Source organism: Streptomyces sp. NPDC031474 (assembly GCF_055581185.1).
Genome location: NZ_JBVIJX010000003.1, coordinates 118,187 through 135,556 on the forward strand (window position 1 = coordinate 118,187; position 17,370 = coordinate 135,556).

At 73.1% G+C, this 17,370-nt stretch carries 2 protein-coding genes; both read right to left on the reverse strand.

What is annotated here, in order from left to right:
- Positions 1-25: 25 nt before the first annotated feature.
- Positions 26-9,013 carry an amino acid adenylation domain-containing protein gene (locus ACZ5SK_RS06105; protein ID WP_468575432.1) on the reverse strand — a complete coding sequence of 2,996 codons (8,988 nt, stop codon included), beginning with the start codon at positions 9,011-9,013 and terminating at the stop codon, positions 26-28.
- Between the two features lie 17 nt (positions 9,014-9,030).
- Positions 9,031-17,307 (reverse strand): SDR family NAD(P)-dependent oxidoreductase, encoded by an 8,277-nt coding sequence (locus ACZ5SK_RS06110; protein WP_468575434.1) that lies wholly within the window; start codon positions 17,305-17,307, stop codon positions 9,031-9,033.
- Positions 17,308-17,370 lie beyond the last annotated feature (63 nt).

Sequence of the window (17,370 nt, forward strand, 5' to 3'; positions counted from 1 at the left end):
GAGTTTCTTGTTCACTTCGGCTTGCTCAGTTCGCAGAGCGCAGCCGTGAAAGTTCGGATTCCGGATGCGCCACGATGTCCCGCAGCAGCCGTTCGTAGGACCGCGCCATCTCCCCCGCCGTGCTTCGGGCGAACAGGTCGGTGCTGTACTCCAGTTGTCCGAGCAGCCCGTCGGCGGTTTCCCGGACGACGAGGTTGAGGTCGAACCTCGCGGTGCCGGCGGTGGCCGGCAGGGGGACGATGCCGAGCTCCGCCGCGCCGCTCTCATCGCCGCCCGCTGTCGGGAGCAGGTTGAACATCACCTGGAACAGCGGGGGGTACGCCGCGTCCGGTTCCGGCACCAGGGCGCGGACCAGGTCGGCGAAGGGCAGGTCCTTGTGCTCGTGGGCCTCTGCGGTGACGCGGCGGGCCTCGGCCAGCAGGTCGGTGAAGGCGCGGTGCGGGGTCACGTCCAGCCGGAGCGCCAGCAGGTTGACGAAGTAGCCCACGACCTGGTCCAGGTCGGTCCGCGGCCGGTTGGTCACGGCGGCCCCGATGGCGATGTCCTCGTCCTGGGTGCGGCCGCCGAGCAGGACGGCGAAGGCCGACAGCAGGGTCGTGTAGAGGCTGACGCCCCGCTCCTTGCTCAACCGCTGGATCCGGGAGAGGAGTTCGGCGGGTACCCGGAGCTCCACCGAGGAGCCCTGGTGGGTGCGCACCGGGCAGCGTGGGAAGTCGGTGCGCAGGGACAGACACGCCGGCAGCCCGTCCAGCCGGTCACGCCAGTAGGTCTCCTGCCGGGCGAGTTCCGCGCTGTCGACGGTTCGTCGCTGCCAGCGGGCGAATTCGGCGTACTCCCATGCCGGCGCGGGCAGTTGCGGATCCTCCCCCCGGCTCAGCGTGCCGTACAGCAGTTGGAGTTCGGCGAGCAGGACGTTCACCGACCAGCCGTCGTACACGCCCCAGGGCCGGGTGAGCACGGCGATGTGCTCGTCGTCCGAGAGGGCCAGCAGATGGGCCCTGAGCATGTGCCGCCCGTCCGGGTCGAACGGGCGCAGCCGTTCGGCCCGGAGCCATTCGGAGATGTCCTCCTCGCCGGTGTGCAGCACGGTCACCTCGAAGCCGGATGCGTCGTGGACGCGCTGGACCACGCTGTCCCCGCGCCGGAGGTAGCCGGTTCGCAGCACCGCGTGGCGTTCCACCAGGGTCCGGACGCTGCGGACGTAGGCGTCGCGGTCCAGGCGGCCGCTCATGCGGAAGGCCTGCTGCACGTTGTCGTGGGCGGCGCCCAGGTGCGCGGGACGGTGGAGGAACCACAGGTCGCTCTGTTGCAGGGAGATCGGCGCTGCCTCGGCTGTCGCTTCGCGACCCTCCTCGGGCGCCTGTGCGGCCACCGGCTCGCCTTCGAGGAGAACGGCCAGTTCCGCCACGGTGGCCCCGCCGAAGACACGATGCAGGGGCAGTTCGGTGCCCGTCTCCTTGCGGACCCGGAGGGTGAGACGGGTGGCCAGCAGGGAGTGGCCGCCCAGGTCGAAGAAGGTGTCCTGGAGGCCCACCTCGGTGAGCCCGAGCACCTCCCCCATGATCCGGCACAAAGTGCGCTCCGCGTCCGTGCGCGGCGCGACGTAGGCCTCCTTGGCGATGTCGTCCTCGTCGGGTTCGGGAAGCGCCCGCTTGTCGATCTTTCCGTTGATCGTGACCGGGAGTTCCTCCAGGAGCACGAAGACGCCAGGGACCATGTAGTGGGGCAGCAGTCGCGCCAGGTGGTCCTTCAGGTCCCGGGCCGTGGCCGGGCCCAGCGCTCCGATCTGCGGGGAGTTGGCGAGCCGTGTCGCGCGGTAGGGGGCGCGGGCGCGGGCCCGCGGCGCTTCGCCGCGGGCGAACACGAGGTCCAGGCCGTCCAGGCGGTCCTGCGACCAGGTGGCGGCGACCCGGTGGCCGAGGGTCTCGGCGTGCCGCAGGACGGCCGCGAGTTCCCGGCTCTGCGCGACGGCCCGGTGTGCGTCCGGGAGAGGTTCGGCCTCGTGGGCGGGCGACCGGCGCCGCAGGTCCTCCCAGGCCCGCACGTCGTCCGTGACGCGGGGATCGGTCAGCCCGCTCACGCCGAACTCGTCGGGGGCGCCGGCGTCCAGAAGGGCCCGCAGCCGGGCAGGGGTGGTGGCCTCCAGCCAGGTCAGGGGGGCGGCCTGGGGCACGGGTCCCTTGGTCAGGACGACGTCGTAGTGGTGAGCGGGCGTGTCCTCGTCGGCCGCAGTGCGTTCGAGTACCAGGTCGACGGCGCCGAGTTCCGGGAACCGTTCGGTCAGCGCGGCGAAGTACGTGGGGCTGACGAGGAGTGCGGTCTCCCGGCGACGGCGGCGCGCCGCGCGGGCGGCCAGGTCCCCGGCCGTGACACGGCCCTGCGCCTCGGCGCGTTCCGCCGCGTAGGCGTGGGCTGATGACAGGTCCAGGTTCTCCACGCCGCCGATGAGGAGACGCCCGCCGTCCCCGAGGAGCGGCAGCAGACGGGCGAGGGTCTCCTCCAGGTACGGGAGGTTGGGGAAGTACCGCACCACCGAGTCGAGCACGATCGTGTCGTACGTCTCCCCCGCGAGGTCCGTCACGGACAGCGCGTCGCCCCGGCTCAGGGTGACGTGGGTCCAGCCGCGCCGGTCCACCTCCCGGCGGACGGTGTCGAGGGCCGTGGCCGAGAGGTCGAGGGCGTGCACCGAGACGCAGTCGCCCGCGTACCGCGAGAGCAGCCGGCCGCTGCCGCAGCCGATCTCCAGCACCCGCTGGGGACGCAGTCGCTCCATGAGGCGCGCCATGCCGCCGGTCGGCCCCACCGCTTCGGCGTCCGTTCCCGCGTACTCCTCGTCGAAATGCCGCCGCCAGCGGTCGAGGTGGTCGTCGGCCGTCTCGCGGGCAGCGGTGTCGAGCCACTGCCGGGTCGGGCTGACGTAGGCGGCCAGGGAGCGGGCGGCGCCGCTGCCGCGCGGCAGGACCACGGCCCGGTGGACGGCCGGGTGGGCGAGCAACGTGCTCGCGACCTCGCCCGGCTCGACGCGAAAGCCCCGTACCTTGACCTGGTCGTCGGCGCGGCCGAGGTAGTCGAGGACGCCGTCGGGGCGCCACTTGGCCAGGTCTCCCGTGCGGTACATCCGGGTGCCCGGTTCGAACGGGTTGGCGACGAAGCGTTCGTCGGTCAGCTCAGGCCGGTCGAGGTAGCCGTGGGCGAGGCCGTCGCCGGCGGCGTACAGCTCACCCGGCACGCCCGGCGGCACCGGGCGCAGCGACGTGTCCAGGACGTACGCGCGGATGTTCTGGACCGGCCTGCCGATGGGCACGCTCGCCGCGTCGCTCTCGGGCCGGTACCGCCACGCGGTGGTCGCTCCGACCTCGGTGGGCCCGTACAGGTTGTGCAGTTCGGCGCCGGGCAGCAGGCGGGTGAAACGGTCGGCGAGGTCGACGGGGAGTGCCTCGCCCGCGGCCTCCACGCGGCGCAGTGCGGTGCACTCGGCGGCAGCCGGTTCCGAGAGGAACTCGGCGAGCATGGACGGCACGAAGTGGACGTCGGTGACGTGTTCGTCGCGGATCAGCCGAGCCAGGTACTCGGGGTCGCGGTGGCCGTCGGGTCGGGCGATCACGAGGCTCGCGCCGACCTGGAGCGGCCAGAACAGCTCGGGCACCGACACGTCGAAGCCGATCGAGGTCTTCAGCAGCATGCGGTCGCCCTCGGCCATGCCGTAGCAATGCTGTTTCCAGGCGGTCCAGTTCAGTCCGGCGCGGTGCGGGATGACGACGCCCTTGGGGCCGCCGGTCGACCCGGAGGTGTAGAGGATGTAGGCGGGGTCGTCCTTCGTCGCTTTCGCCGGCGGGTCGGTGTCCGGGTGCGTGGAGGTGTCCGGCAGTTCCTCCAGGACGAGCAGGGGCTTGCTGTCGGCGAGCATCTGCTCGACGCGCTCTGCGGGCAGGTCGGTCTCGATCGGCAGGTAGGCGGCGCCGGTCTTGAGCGTGGCGTAGACGGCGGTCACCAGGTCGAAGGAGCGGGGCATCCGGATGCCCACGCGGGTGCCGGGGCCCGCGCCCCGCTCGGCCAGCCAGTGGGCGAGCCGGTTGGCACGCGCGTTGAGGGCGCCGTAGGTGAGGGTCTTGCCCTCGTGGACCAGGGCGGTGCGGTCCGGGTGGCCTGCCGCCCGGTCCGCGAAGGCCTCGGTGAGGGTTTGCGTGCCCACCTCCACGGCGGTGCCGTTCCACTCGGTCAGCAGGCGCCGGCGCTCGGCGGCGGACAGGACGTCCACGTCGAGGGCCGCCGTGCCGGTGCCGTCGTTCTCGGCGAGCGACTGGACGACGCCCGCGAGCGCGCTCTCGACGAGGTCCGCGACCGTCTCGCCGGGGATGCTGTCGTCGGCCAGTACTTCCAGCGAGAGTTCGGTGCCGAAGTCGTCGAGCGACACGGTCAGCGGATAGTTGATGGCGTCGGCGGCGGTCAGGAAGCGGACCCCGCCGTCCTCGATACGGCAGGCGGCCGCCTCGTCGAGGCCGGGTTCGAAGTGCCGGTAGTTGACCACGGCGCTGAACAGCGGCACGTCGCCGTCGAGACCGCTGCAACGCTGGGCGAGGCTCAGCGGGCTCTGTTCGCGCAGGACCAGCTCCCGCAGCCGGGTGTCGACCTCGTCGACCAGTTCCCGGACCGTGCGGTCGTCGAGCCGGGTACGCAGGGGCAGCGTGTTGATGAAGTTGCCCAGCATCCGCTCGACGCCCGGGACGCCCTGCAGCCGGCCGGAGAGGACGGCGCCGAACACCACGTCGGAGCGGCCGCTGGTGGCGGACACGACACAGGCCCAGGCGGCGTGGAAGAGGCAGGCGGGGCTGAGCCGCAGCCGGCCGGCCTGGGCGCGCAGGTCGCGGGTGAGCCCTTCGGGCAAGGTGCGGCGCATCCGGCCCACGCCACGGCCGTCGCCGCGTACGTCGGTGAGCCCGAACGGGGTCGTCGGCTCGGCGACGTCGCCGAGTACCTCCCGGAAGTACGTCTCGACGTCGTCGTCCGCCTGACGGCGCAGGGTGTGGGCGACGAAGTCGCGGTACGGCGGAGCGGGCGCCAGCAGGTCGGTGCGCCCGGCCATGTGGACGCCGAGTTCGCCGAGCATCAGCCGCAGGGAGGTGGCGTCCTCGATCAGGTGGTGGGCGTTCAGCAGCAGATACCGGCGGCCGGTCACGGTGTCCTCGGCCACGAGCAGCCTGAGCAGCGGGGCCCGGTCGAGCGGCATCCGCCCGAATCCGTCCGCCAGCGCCCACACCTGTGTCTCGGCGTCGGTGTCCGGGTCCAGGCGGGTGCGCTGCACCGGTGGTTCGGCGGTGCGGTGGACGACCTGGACGGGCTCGGGGAGCCCGGCGGTGAGGACGGCGGTGCGCATGACGTCGTGCCGGTCGACGACGGCCCGCAGCGCCCGGACGAACGCGGTGACCGCGGCCTCGTCGTCGGCGAGGTACAGCGTGGTGACGAAGTAGGGGTCGTGGTCGGGGTCCATCAGGTGGTGGAAGAGGATGCCCTCCTGGGTGGCGACCAGCGGGTACACGTCCTGAACGTTGGGCGCACCACCGGGAACGGTCGCCACCACCGAGTCGATCCGCTCCTGGTCCAGGTCGACGAGCGGAAGCATCGAGGGGGTGATGCGCTCGCAGCCGAGGGGGATCAACGGGGCCGGGATGTCGGGGCCGGCGTCCCGCTCCGCCGTGTCGATCAGGGCGGCCAGGGCGGCCAGCGTGGGTGCGCCGAACACGTCGCGTACGGTGACCGTGCGGCCGGAGGCGTTCAGCCGGGCCACCAGGACGGGGATGAGCAGGGAGTGGCCGCCCAGGGCGAAGAAGTTGTCGTCGGCGCCCACCCGGTCCTCGCCGAACCCGAGCAGTTCGGCGCACAGGGACGCCAGGAACCGTTCGGTCGGCGTGCGGGGAGCGGTGTGGCCGCGCGGGGCGAAGGCCTCGATGCCGGGGGCCGGCAGGGCCTTGCGGTCGAGTTTCCCGTTGGCGGTCACGGGCAGGGCGTCGAGGGCGACGACGGCGCCGGGCACCATGTACTCGGGCAGTGCGGCGGCGAGATGGGCGGTGAGTTCGCCGCGGAGGTCGGCGGGCCCGTCGCCGTGCGTCGGCACGACGTACGCCACCAACTGCGGGTTGCCCGGCTGCTCCTCGCGGACGACGACCGCGTTCGCCCGGACCGCCGGGTGTTCGGCCAGCCGGTGCTCGATCTCGCCGAGTTCGATGCGGAAGCCGCGCAGCTTGACCTGGTCGTCGATTCGCCCCAGGTACTCCAGGGTACCGTCGGAGCGCCAGCGGGCCAGGTCGCCGGTCCGGTACAGGCGGCCGCCGGGCTCGGTGCCGAAGGGGTCGGGCACGAACCGTTCCCGGGTCAGCTCCGGCTGGTGGAGGTAGCCGCGGGCCAGGCCGGTTCCCGCGATGTGGAGGTGGCCGGGGGTGCCGATGCCCTGGGGGCGCAGGGCGTCGTCGAGGACGTAGAGCCGGAGGTTCTGGATCGGCCTGCCGATGGGGACGGTGCGTACCGGCTGTCCGGCGGGGACGGTCCAGTGGCTGACGTCGACGGCGGCCTCGGTGGGGCCGTAGAGGTTGTGCAGGGGCGCCGGATGCCGTTCCTGGTGGCGGGCGCACAGGTCCGCGGGCAGGGCCTCGCCACTGCAGAACACCTGCCGTACGGACGTGCAGTGCGGCCAGCCGGGCTCGGCGACGACGGCCCGGAGCATGGACGGCACGAAGTGCAGGGTGGTGACCCCGAACCGTCGGATCGCGGAGAGCAGGTACTCGGGGTCCTTGTGTCCCTCGGGCTCGGCGACGGCCAGCCGGGCGCCGTACAGCAGGGGCCAGAAGAACTCCCACACCGAAACGTCGAAGCTGAACGGGGTCTTCTGCAGGACGACATCGTGCTCGGTGAGCCGGTACTCGTTCTGCATCCACTCGATGCGGTTGACGGCCGCCCGGTGCTCGATCATGACGCCCTTGGGACGACCCGTGGAGCCGGAGGTGTGGATCACGTACGCGAGGTGGCCGGCGGTGACGTCCGGATGCGCGAGTGCGGGACCGTCCTGTTCCCCGGGGTCGCGGCCGTCGCGGTCCGAGATCCGCCCGTCGTGGTGGAGGGCCAGCAGGTGCGGCACGGCGTCCAGCGGGCCGGTGGCGAGGTGCGGCTGGGTGAGCACCACCTCGGCGCGGGAGCCTTCCAGGAGGTCGGCGACGCGGGCGGCCGGGTAGGACGGCTCGACCGGCATGTAGGCGCCGCCCGCCTTGAGGATGCCCAGGATGCCGGCCACCATCTCGGCGGAGCGCTCGGTGTGCAGCCCGACCGGGGTGTCCGGGCCCACCCCGCACCGGCGCAGCGCACGGGCGACGCGGTCGGCCCGGGCGTCGAGTTCCGCGTAGCTCCACGAGTTCTCGGCGTCGACCAGGGCGACCCGGTCCGGGTGGCGGCGCACCGCGTCCTCGAACAGATGGTGCAGACACCGGTCGTCCGTGAAGGCGCGGGCCGTGTCGTTCCACACGTCGAGGACCTGGTGGCGCTCCTGGGCGTCGAGCATGCCGAGCCCTGCCAGCGACGCACCGGGGTCGGCTGCGACGGAGGCCAGCAGCCGCGTGTAGTGGCCGATGAAGCGCCGTACGGTGTCCCGGTCGTAGAGGTCGGTGTCGTACTCGACGGCTCCGGTGAGGCCGTCGGGGGTCTCCCGCAGTTCCAGCGTCAGGTCGAACTTGGTGGACGCGACCTCGATGTCGACGCCGGTGACCTCAAGGTCGCCCGCCCGGTAGGAGCGCTCCGTGCGGGCCTCCTGGAGGACGAACATGGTCTGGAAGACGGGTGAGTGGCTGAGGCTGCGCTCCAGGTCGAGGGCGTCCACCACGGCTTCGAAGGGCACGTCCTGGTGGGCGTAGGCGTCGAGCGCCGTCTTCTTCACCCGGGCCAGCAGCTCGTGGAAGGGCGGGTCGCCCGACAGGTCGGTGCGCAGCACGAGGGTGTTGGCGAAGAAGCCGATGAGCTCCTCCACCTGGGGCCGGTTGCGGCCGGCGACGACCGTGCCGACGGCGATGTCGGTCTGCCCGGTGCAGCGGTGCAGGACCACCTGGTAGGCCGCGAGCAGCGTCATGTAGAGGGTGGCTTCGTACCGGGTGGCGACGGCGCGCAGGCCGTCGAGGAGGTCGGCCGGGCAGTGGAACTCCTCACGGGCTCCCCGGTAGGCCTTCACGGGTGGACGTTCCCGGTCGGTGGGGAGGGTCAGCCGCGCGTCGGTTCCGGCGAGCTGCCGGGTCCAGTAGGCGAGTTGACGCTGTTGCACTCCGTCGCCGAGCCACTGGCGCTGCCAGTGCGCGTAGTCGGCGTACTGGACGGTCAGCGGGGGCAGGGGGTCGGGGCCTCCGGCGTGGAACGCTTCGTAGAGCGCGGCGACGTCGCGGACGAAGAGGCCCACCGACCAGCCGTCGGAGACGCTGTGGTGCATGGTCACCAGCAGGACGTGCTCCCGCTCGCCCAGCCGCAGCAGCCGCATCCGCAGCAGGGGGTCGCGGGACAGGTCGAAGGGCTCGGCCGCCTCCAGGGCGCAGACGGCGGGCAGTCGGTCCGGGTCGGTGAGTTCCTCCTCGCGCACGGTGACGTCCCGGCCGTCACCGACGTGCTGGTAGGGGACGCCGCCCTGGTCCACGAACCGGGTCCGCAGCACTTCGTGCCGCTGGACGACCGCGTCGAGCGCACGCAGCAGCGCCGGGCGGTCCAGGGGTCCGCGCAGCCGGATCGCCATGGGGATGTTGTAGGCCGCGTCGGTGTCGTCGAGTTGGGCCAGGAACCACAGGCGCTGCTGGGTGAAGGACAGCCGCACCGGCCCGTCGTCCGGACGGGCCATCTCCGGGTCGCCGGTGAGGAGCGTGGACAGGTCGACACCCTGCTGCTTCAGCAGCGCGGTCAGCGCGTGCCTGCGCCGGGCGGGCAGGGCGCGGATCCTGCGGACCAGCTCCTGCGTGCTGAGGTCACTGCCGGTGATGTCACTGGTGGAGCTCATGGGAGTTCCTCTTCCGCCTAGTTCTCGCTCGTCAGGGCGTCCAGATCGGCGTCGCTCAGGGTCTCGACCAGGCCGAGGCTCCTGAGGATCCGGTCCGTGTCGAGGGCGGCTGCGTCCGCGACGGCCGGGGCGATGCGGCGGAGTTCGCCGGCCATGTCGACGAGCTTCGGATGGTCGAAGACGGCCTGGACGGGCAGATCCACGCCGAAGTCCTGCCGGATCAGGTTGGTCAGGCGGGTCGCGAGGAGCGAGTTGCCTCCGAGTGAGAAGAAGTCGCTGCGGGCGTTGAGCCGTTCGACGTCGATCTGCAACAAGGCCGCCCAGGTGTGCGCGAGTTCGTGTTCCGCGTCGGTGCGAGTGCCGTCGTGCGGACCGGAAGTGACGGTGGCCGCGGGCGCCCGGCTGGGCTCGCCGGCCGGTCGGGCGCGGTCGCGGACGAGCCAGTGACTGTCCGGTGCGAAGGCGGTCGGCGGCAGGGGGACGATGCGGCGCGGGCCGGGGTGCAGTTCCCGCCACGGTACGTGGGTCCCTCGCACCCACAGCCCGGCGAGGCGTTCCAGGTCCCCGTCCTCGACCAGACCCGACAGGAACTGGGCGCCCCGGGTGCCGGAGAGCATCGCGTCCAGGGGACCGGCGTCGTCCTCGGCGTTGCCGCGCAGGACGACCGGGGGCGGGGTGCCCTGGTCGGCCTCCGGCTCGCCGCCGAGGCAGTCGGCGAGGGCGGCCCTCAGTTCCTCGTGGGAGGCGGCCACCACCGCCAGCCGCTCGGGGAGTTCCTCGCGGCCCAGCTGGGTGGTGTACGCGAGGTCCGCGAGGCCGGGCGCGTTCCCGTCCGTCAGGAAGTCGTGCAGTCGCTGTACGGCGGTGTGCAGCCGCTCCGCGTCACCGGCCGAGACCACGACCACCTGAGGTCCGGTGTCCTCGGTCGGCGGCTCGGCCGCCACGGCAGGCGGCGGTGCCTCGACGACGAGGGCGACATGACTGCCCCCGGCCGCCACGGAGTTGACGAGCGCGCGGCGGGGCAGCGGCCGGCCGTCGGCGTCGGTCGTGGCCCGGGGCTCCCAGGCGGCGAGGCCGGTGCACAGCCGGAGCGGGCCGTCGCCGGGGTCCAGCCGGGGATTGGGGTCGCCCGCCTCGACCAGCGGCGGCAGCTGCCCGTGCCGCAGTTGCAGGATGACCTTGGTGAGCTGGGCGATGCCGGAGGCCGCCTCGGGATGGCCCAGGGCCGACTTCACGGTGCCGACGGCCACGGGCTCGTCGATGTCTCGGAACACCTCGCCGAGGGCGCGCAGTTCGACCTCGTCGGTGATGGTGGTGCCGTTGGCGGCCGCCTCGACGTACCCGATGGACTCGGGTGCCGCGCCGGCCCGTTCCAGCGCGCGCCGCATGACGCTCACCTGGGTGCGGAGACTGGGCGTCATGAAACCGTTGGCCCGGCCGCCGTGGGCGGTGGCGCTGGCCTTGATCACGGCGTGCACGGTGTCGCCGTCGCGCAGTGCGGCGTCCAGCGGTTTCAGCAGGACGGCTCCCACGGCCTCGGCGGGCAGATAGCCGTCCCCGTCCCGGAAGCTGCGGCTGCCCGGGTGGCTGCCGAGGAGCTGCATCTCGGACAGCGCCACGTACTTGGCCGGGTCGACGGTGAGGTTGACCCCGCCGGCCACGGCCAGTTCGGCCTCACCGCGCTGCAGGTCGGCGCAGGCGAGGTGGATGGCCGTGGCCGACGACGTGCACATGTTGTCCACGGCCAGGCTCGGGCCTTCCAGGCCGAAGAAGTAGGAGACACGGTTGGCGATCAGGTTGTACGAGGTGGTGGCGGTGAGTGCCGCGAGGACGGGGTCCGAGTCGTCCGCGCGGTACATCTGGTAGGCCGCCCCGACATAGACGCCGACGCGGCGGCCGTAGCGGTGCTCCAGTGCGTCCTGGGTGACGCCGCTTTGTTCCAGGAGGTGCCAGACGGTCTGCAGGAACAGCCGCTGCTGCGGGTCCATCGCGGCGGCCTCACGGGGCGAGATGCCGAAGAGCAGCGGGTCGAAGCGGTCGATGCCGTCGAGGAACGCGCCCCAGGTGCCGCGCGTCGGACCGGCCTCGTCCGGGCTCGTGCCGTAGAGACGCTCCCAGCGGTCCTCGGGGATGCGCGTCACGCAGTCCTTGCCGGACCGAAGGTTGTCCCAGAAGGCGTCGAGGTCGTCGGCCTGGGGGTAGAGGCCGCTGACGCCGATGACGGCGATGTCGGTGGCGGGCCGCTGCGGCGCGGATACGGCGGGAGGCTGCTGGGCGGCGGGCTGCTGGGCGGCGGCCGCCACGGCGTCGGGAGCCTGCGCGGCGGGGGAAGTGGCGAGCGTCGGTTGGGGGGCGGCGGGCTCGCCGAGCAGTGCGCGCAGGGCGTCGGGGTGTTCGGCCATGACGTACCGGGCCAGTTCACGGACCGTCTGCGCCTCGAAGAGCAGGGTGCGCGGGAGCGGGCCGAACTCCTCCTCCAGGCGGGAGGTGAGGGTCACGGCGATGACGGAGTCCATGCCGTACCGCTCCAGCGGGGTGTCGGCTCCCAGACGCTCGGGGCCGAGTTTGAGGGCCCCGGCGATCACGCGCCGCAGGTGGGCGGCGGCCCGCTCCTCCAGGACGCCGTCCGCCACCGGCTCCGATGTCACTGCGCTCTCCTCGCGGTCGGGGGTGCCGGTCACCGCCGGCCGGGTCACCGTGTCGGGGGCGGCGGGGCCGAGGAGGCCGGGTGGCAGCACCTCCCGTCGGCCCAGGAGGACGAGCAGCCTGCCCTCCCCCAGCCCGTTGTCGTCGGCGGCCTGTGCGCACCGCAGTGCCTCGAGCCCCCGGGCGGTGTCCAGCGGCGCGAATCCGAGGTCGCGCAGCCGGGCCCGGAGCGTGGGGTCGGCGCCCATGCCGCCCTCGTCCCACAGGGGCCAGCCGATGGACACGGTCCTGCCGCTGCGCAGCCCGGCGTCGACGAGGCGGTTGCGGTGCGCCGCGTAGGCGTCCAGGAAGGCGTTGGCCGCCGCGTAGTCGGCCTGGCCCACGTTGCCGAAGGCCCCGCTGGTGGAGGAGAAGCACAGGAACGTCTCCAGCGGCTGGTCGCGGGTCAGCTCGTCGAGGTGGACGACACCGGCGACCTTGGGTGCCAGGACCCGTTCGAACTGCTCGGGGGTCTTCCTGATCAGCAGGCCGTCGTCGAGGACGCCGGCGCTGTGCACGACGCCGGTCAACGGGCCGTGGCGGTCGGCCACGTGGGCGAGAAGCCCGGCGACGGAGTCCCGGTCGGACACGTCCGCGCGCCGGTGGTCGACCGTCAGGCCGTGCTCGCGCAGTGCGTCCAGAGCGGCGCGCTGGGCCCCGGTCAGCGGGGAGCGTCCCGTCAGGATCACCGTCGCGCGGTTCGTCGTGGCGGCGATGTCCCGCGCCACGATCAGCCCGAGGCCTCCGGTTCCGCCGGTGATCAGATAGACGCCGCCCTCCTTCCACTGGCGGGTCACCGGCCGGGGGCCGGTCAGCTCGTCCATCCGTACGACGTGGCGTCGCCCGGCGCGGTAGCGCACCTCGGGCTCGGCGCCGTTCTCGGCGACGAGCCGGGCCGCGACGGTGGCGGGAGCCGCTCCGTCGAGGCATTCCACGTACTGCGCGTGCAGCCGGGGGTCCTCCAGACGGGCCGTTCTGAGCAGGCCGGCCAGGCCGCCGAAGCAGGCCAGTCGGTCCCGTTCGGCGTCCGTGCCGGGATCGCCGGTCAGCACGACCTGGAGCAGTACGGGACGCCGTGCGCCGCCGGAGAGGATCTCGCGCGTGAGGGTGAACGCCTCGCGCGCCACGTCGGTGTAGCGGCGGTCCAGCGCGCCCTCGTCGAGGGGCAGGAACCGGCAGACGGTGCCGGCGGGCAGGGCGGCCCGCAACGCGTCGCCGTCCCGCTCGCCGAGCCGGCCGAGCACCACGACGTGGCGTGCGGAGAACTCCTCCCCCGGCACGGCGGGCGCACCCTCGCGTTCGGTCCAGACGGGGCGCAGAAGCATCAACTCCTCGCCGTTCGCCGCCGGCGGGGTGGGGCCGGAGGGCTCGGAAGCGGAGGCGGGGACGGGGGGCGCGGCGTCGTCGAGGTCCAGCCAGCACCGCTCCCGGGCGAAGGGATATCCGGGCAGGCTGACGCGCCGTGCCGGGCGGGCCGGTGGGCGCAGTGCCGCCCAGTCGATCGCAGCGCCCTCGGTCCACAGGCGGAGCAGCCTGTCGTGCGTCCCGTGCGCGGACCATGCGGCGAGGGCCTCGCCCAGTTCCGTCCGGGTCTGTTCGGGGGTCGGTGCCTCGGGGCCGGTGCGGACGGTGCCCCGGATCCATGGGCCGGGGCGGGACGGTCCGGCGGCGAACTCCGAGAGCCGTTCCCTGGCCTGGCGGACGGACCCGGCGGCGAGGGCGAACCGCTCCTCCAGGGGCATCCGGCCGGTCTGGAGAGTCCAGGCGACGTCGGGCAGGTCGTCGTCGCTCAGTTCGCCCAGCCGGACCGCCAACCGCCGTGCCTGCTCTGCCAGTTGCTCCTCGCTGCGGGCGGACAGCACGAGCAGCGAGGGCCGGCCTGAGGCGTCCGGTCCCGGTGCGGGACGCCGGTCGAGTTCGGGCTCGAGGTCGGGCTCGGGGACGTACTCGGTGACGACGAGGTGGGCGTTGGAGCCGCCGGCGCCGAAGCTGGAGACGCCTGCGGTCCGGGGATGGGTGCGGCGCTCGCCGTCGAGCTCCAGTACGGGCCGTGGCCAGGGCTCCAGGCGCTGCTGCACGCGCAGCGGTGTGCGGTCGAAGTCGATGTGCGGGTTGAGGGACGCGGAGTGCAGGCTGGGCACGAGTTCGCCGTGCCGCATCTGGAGCAGCACCTTGGTGAGGCCGGCGATGCCGGAGGCGCTCTCGCCGTGCCCGATGTTCGACTTCACCGAGCCGATGGCGCAGCGTTCCGGCAGACCGCCCGCGCGCTGGAGCCCCTTGGTCAGGCCGGCGATCTCGATGGGGTCGCCGAGGGCCGTGCCGGTGCCGTGGGCCTCCAGATAGCCAAGGGTGCGCGCGTCGACGCCGGCAGCGACGAGCGCGTCGGCGATGACCTCGCCCTGGGCGACCGGGCTGGGCACGGAGTATCCGGGGGTACGTCCACCGTGGTTGACGGCGGTTCCCTTGATGACGCCGTGGATGTGGTCGCCGTCGGCCACGGCCTGTTCGAGCGGTTTGAGCAGGACGGCTCCGACGCCCTCGCCGGGCACGTAGCCGTCGCCGCCCTCGCCGAAGCTGCGGCACCGTCCGTCGCTGGAGAGGAAGTTGCGCATGCCCAGCAGGAGGTACTTGTTCGGGTGGGAGCTGAGGTTCACGCCGCCCGCGAGAGCGGCTCCGCACTGGCCGGAGCGGATGGCCTCACAGGCCAGGTGGATGGCGGTCAGCGAGCCCGAACACATGGTGTCGAGGGCCATGCTCGGGCCCGTGAAGCCGTAGAAGTACGACACCCGGTTGGCGATCGTGGCGGCGCTCCCGGACAGGGCGACCCGGTGGCCGCGCTCCTGTGCCTGGGCACCGAACAGCTGGTACTCCTGGTACATCACGCCGACGAAGACGCCCACCTTGCCGGGTGCCCCGCCGCCGGGCCCGGCAGCGGCCCGGGACAGCGCCTCCCCCGTGTAGCCGGCGTCCTCCAGGGCGTGGTGGGCGGATTGGAGGAAGAGCCGTTCCTGGGGGTCGAGGTAGTCGGCCTCCAGCAGCGAGATCTGGAAGAACAGGGGGTCGAAGCGGTCGATGCCGTCCAGGAAGCCGCCCCATCGGGCCGGTGTCCCGGCACCGGCGGCGGCGGGGTCCGCGTACCGGCGAGGGTCCCAGCGCTCGGACGGGATCTCGCGCACGCAGTCGCGGCCGGCACGGAGGTTGGCCCAGAACGCGTCGAGGTCCTCCGCCTCCGGGTAGCGCCCGCTCAGGCCGACGATCGCGATGTCGGCGGGTGTCCGCCTGGAGGGCGCGGCGGGTACGAGGGGTGCTTCGACGTGCGGGGCCGTGTGCTGCGGTCGCAGGGTCCGGGTGCTCAGGCCGGTCAGCTCCACGCACACCCGGCCTTGGTCATCGAACACCGTGATGTCCAGCGGGGCCGACGCCGTGCGGGGCGAGCGGTGCGGCTGCGGCCGGATCCACGCGTACGCGCGTGCCGGTGTGGCGGCGACGGTCTCCAGATGGCGCAGGGCGAAGGGCAGGGCAGGCTGTGCGGGTCCGTCGCCGACGGGTCCGGCGGCCATCCGCAGGCCGACCGTGGCCTGGAGGGCGCCGTCGAGGATGCTCGGGTGCAGCAGGCAGCCGTCCAGTGGTTCGGCGGCGACGGGCAGGCGCAGTTCGGCGAGCGCCTGGGGGCGGCCCGTGTCGTCGGTGCCGGTGTGGAGGCGGACCAGGGCGCGCTGGGAGGGGCCGTAGTCCAGCCCCGCACCGGAGTACAGAGCGTAGACGTCGTCGGCGGTGAAGGTGGCGCCGGTGCACACGGCCCTCGCCTCGGCGAGTCCCGGCCGTCCGGCGCCGGCCGGTTCCGGACGGCTCGCGCGGCCCTGGCCGCACAGGACCGGCTCGTCGTCGGGTGCGACGGCGTGGATCTCGTACTCGGCGCTGTCTTCAGTCAACCTGCTCACGGTGACGCGCAGTTCGAGCCCGGCGGGACCCGAGACCGCCGGCCGTAGCCATACGACGTCGTCCAGCCGCAGGCCGGCCGCCCGCTCCTGGCCCAGCGCGTCCGCGACCGCCGCCCGGGCCATCTCCAGGTGGACGACGCCCGGCAGCACGCGTCCGCCGCGCACGACGTGATCCCGCAGGTAGGGCTCGGTGCCGTCGAAGCGTGCCGTGTAGAGCGTGCCGGGACCGTCTGCGTCGGCCCGCTCCAGCATCGGGTGGGGCTGTGCCGGGCCGCCTGGTGCGACCGGGGCGGCCGCGAGGTGCGCCGCGACCGCGCGTACCGTGCGGTGTTCCAGGAAGACGGTGGGGGCGAGGGCCCGCCCGTGGCGCTCGCCCAGCCGGTCGGCCAGTTGGGCGAGGCCTGTCCAGTCAAGGCCGAGGTCCTCCAGCGCGCCGTCGGGGGCTACCTCCTCGGGGGGTACGCAGAGCAGTTCGGCCACGGTGGCGCGGACCGCGGACAGCGGTCCCTCCGAAATGTCCCCGGCGACCCGCGGTTCCAGCCAGGCCGCGAGTTCGGCGACGGTCCGGTGCTCGAACATGACCGTCGGCGAGAGGTCGAGGGAGAGCCGGTCGCCCAGCCGGGTGACGACGGACAGCAGGTCGGCCGAGGCGAGCCCCATGTCGTAGTAGCCGGCGTGGACGTCGACCCGCTCGGGCGTCACGTCGAGGCGCTCCGCGACCAGTTGGCGTACGACGCCCAGCACGCCGGCATCAGGGAGGAGCGTGGGCGCGGTCGGCGGGGTCGGCGGGGTCGCCTCCGGGGAAGCCGCGGTGGGCGTACGCACCCTTTTGCCGACGTACTGGCCGACCTCGGCGAACTTCACTCCGGCCGGGTCGTAGAACTCCATGGCCAGCCGCACGAGTTCGTCGTCGCGGGAGACCGAGGCGGCGGGGATGCGCACATAGCAGTGGGAGCCGGGGGACGCGGTCGCCCGGAAGGACTCGATGACCAGGGGGAGGTAGAGCTCGAACCGGCTCGGCAGGAACGGTGTCCGGCCGTCGGGGGTGCCGTCGTCGTGGGGCAGACCGCTGGCCACTCCACCGCTCAGCAGCGCTGCCTCGAACAGGGCCGGATGGAAGACGAAGGCATCCGCGCTGTCACGGTGTTCCGGAGCCAGTTCCAGTGCGGCGATCCAGTCGCCGCCGCACCGGTGGAGCGTCCCTGCGGCCTTCATCAGGTCCGAGTGGACCAGGCCGTGCTCCCGGCACCAGGCGAAGATGTCCGCGAGAGGTGCGCTCCGGTCCGACGTGGCCAGGGGCAGGGGCAACCGGTCCGGGAAATCCTGGGCGGTCGTCGGATGGGCGGTGACCACGGCATGGGTGGTCTCGGTGCTGTCCTCCGCGTGCCGGCCACGTACCTCGACGCGGGTGCCGCCGCCGGAGGCGCCACGGCCTTCGACGGTGACGAGGACCTGCTCGCCGGGGGCGACGGTGAGCGGCGCGAGCACGGTGAGGTTGCGCAGGACGACGTCGGGGAGTGCCTGTCCGTGCCGGGCGAGGACCTGCAGAACCAGGTCCACACAGCCGACGGCGGGCAGGAGCCGGCGACCGTCGACGACGTGACCACGCAGCAAGGGGTTGTCTGCGGTGACGGTGAAGGTCTCGGTGAACCTGGGTGAGTCGGTCATCTGTCCATTCCAGAACGGCGTCGAACGGGCGGCGACGGGCATGGTGAAGGCCACCGTGGGCGG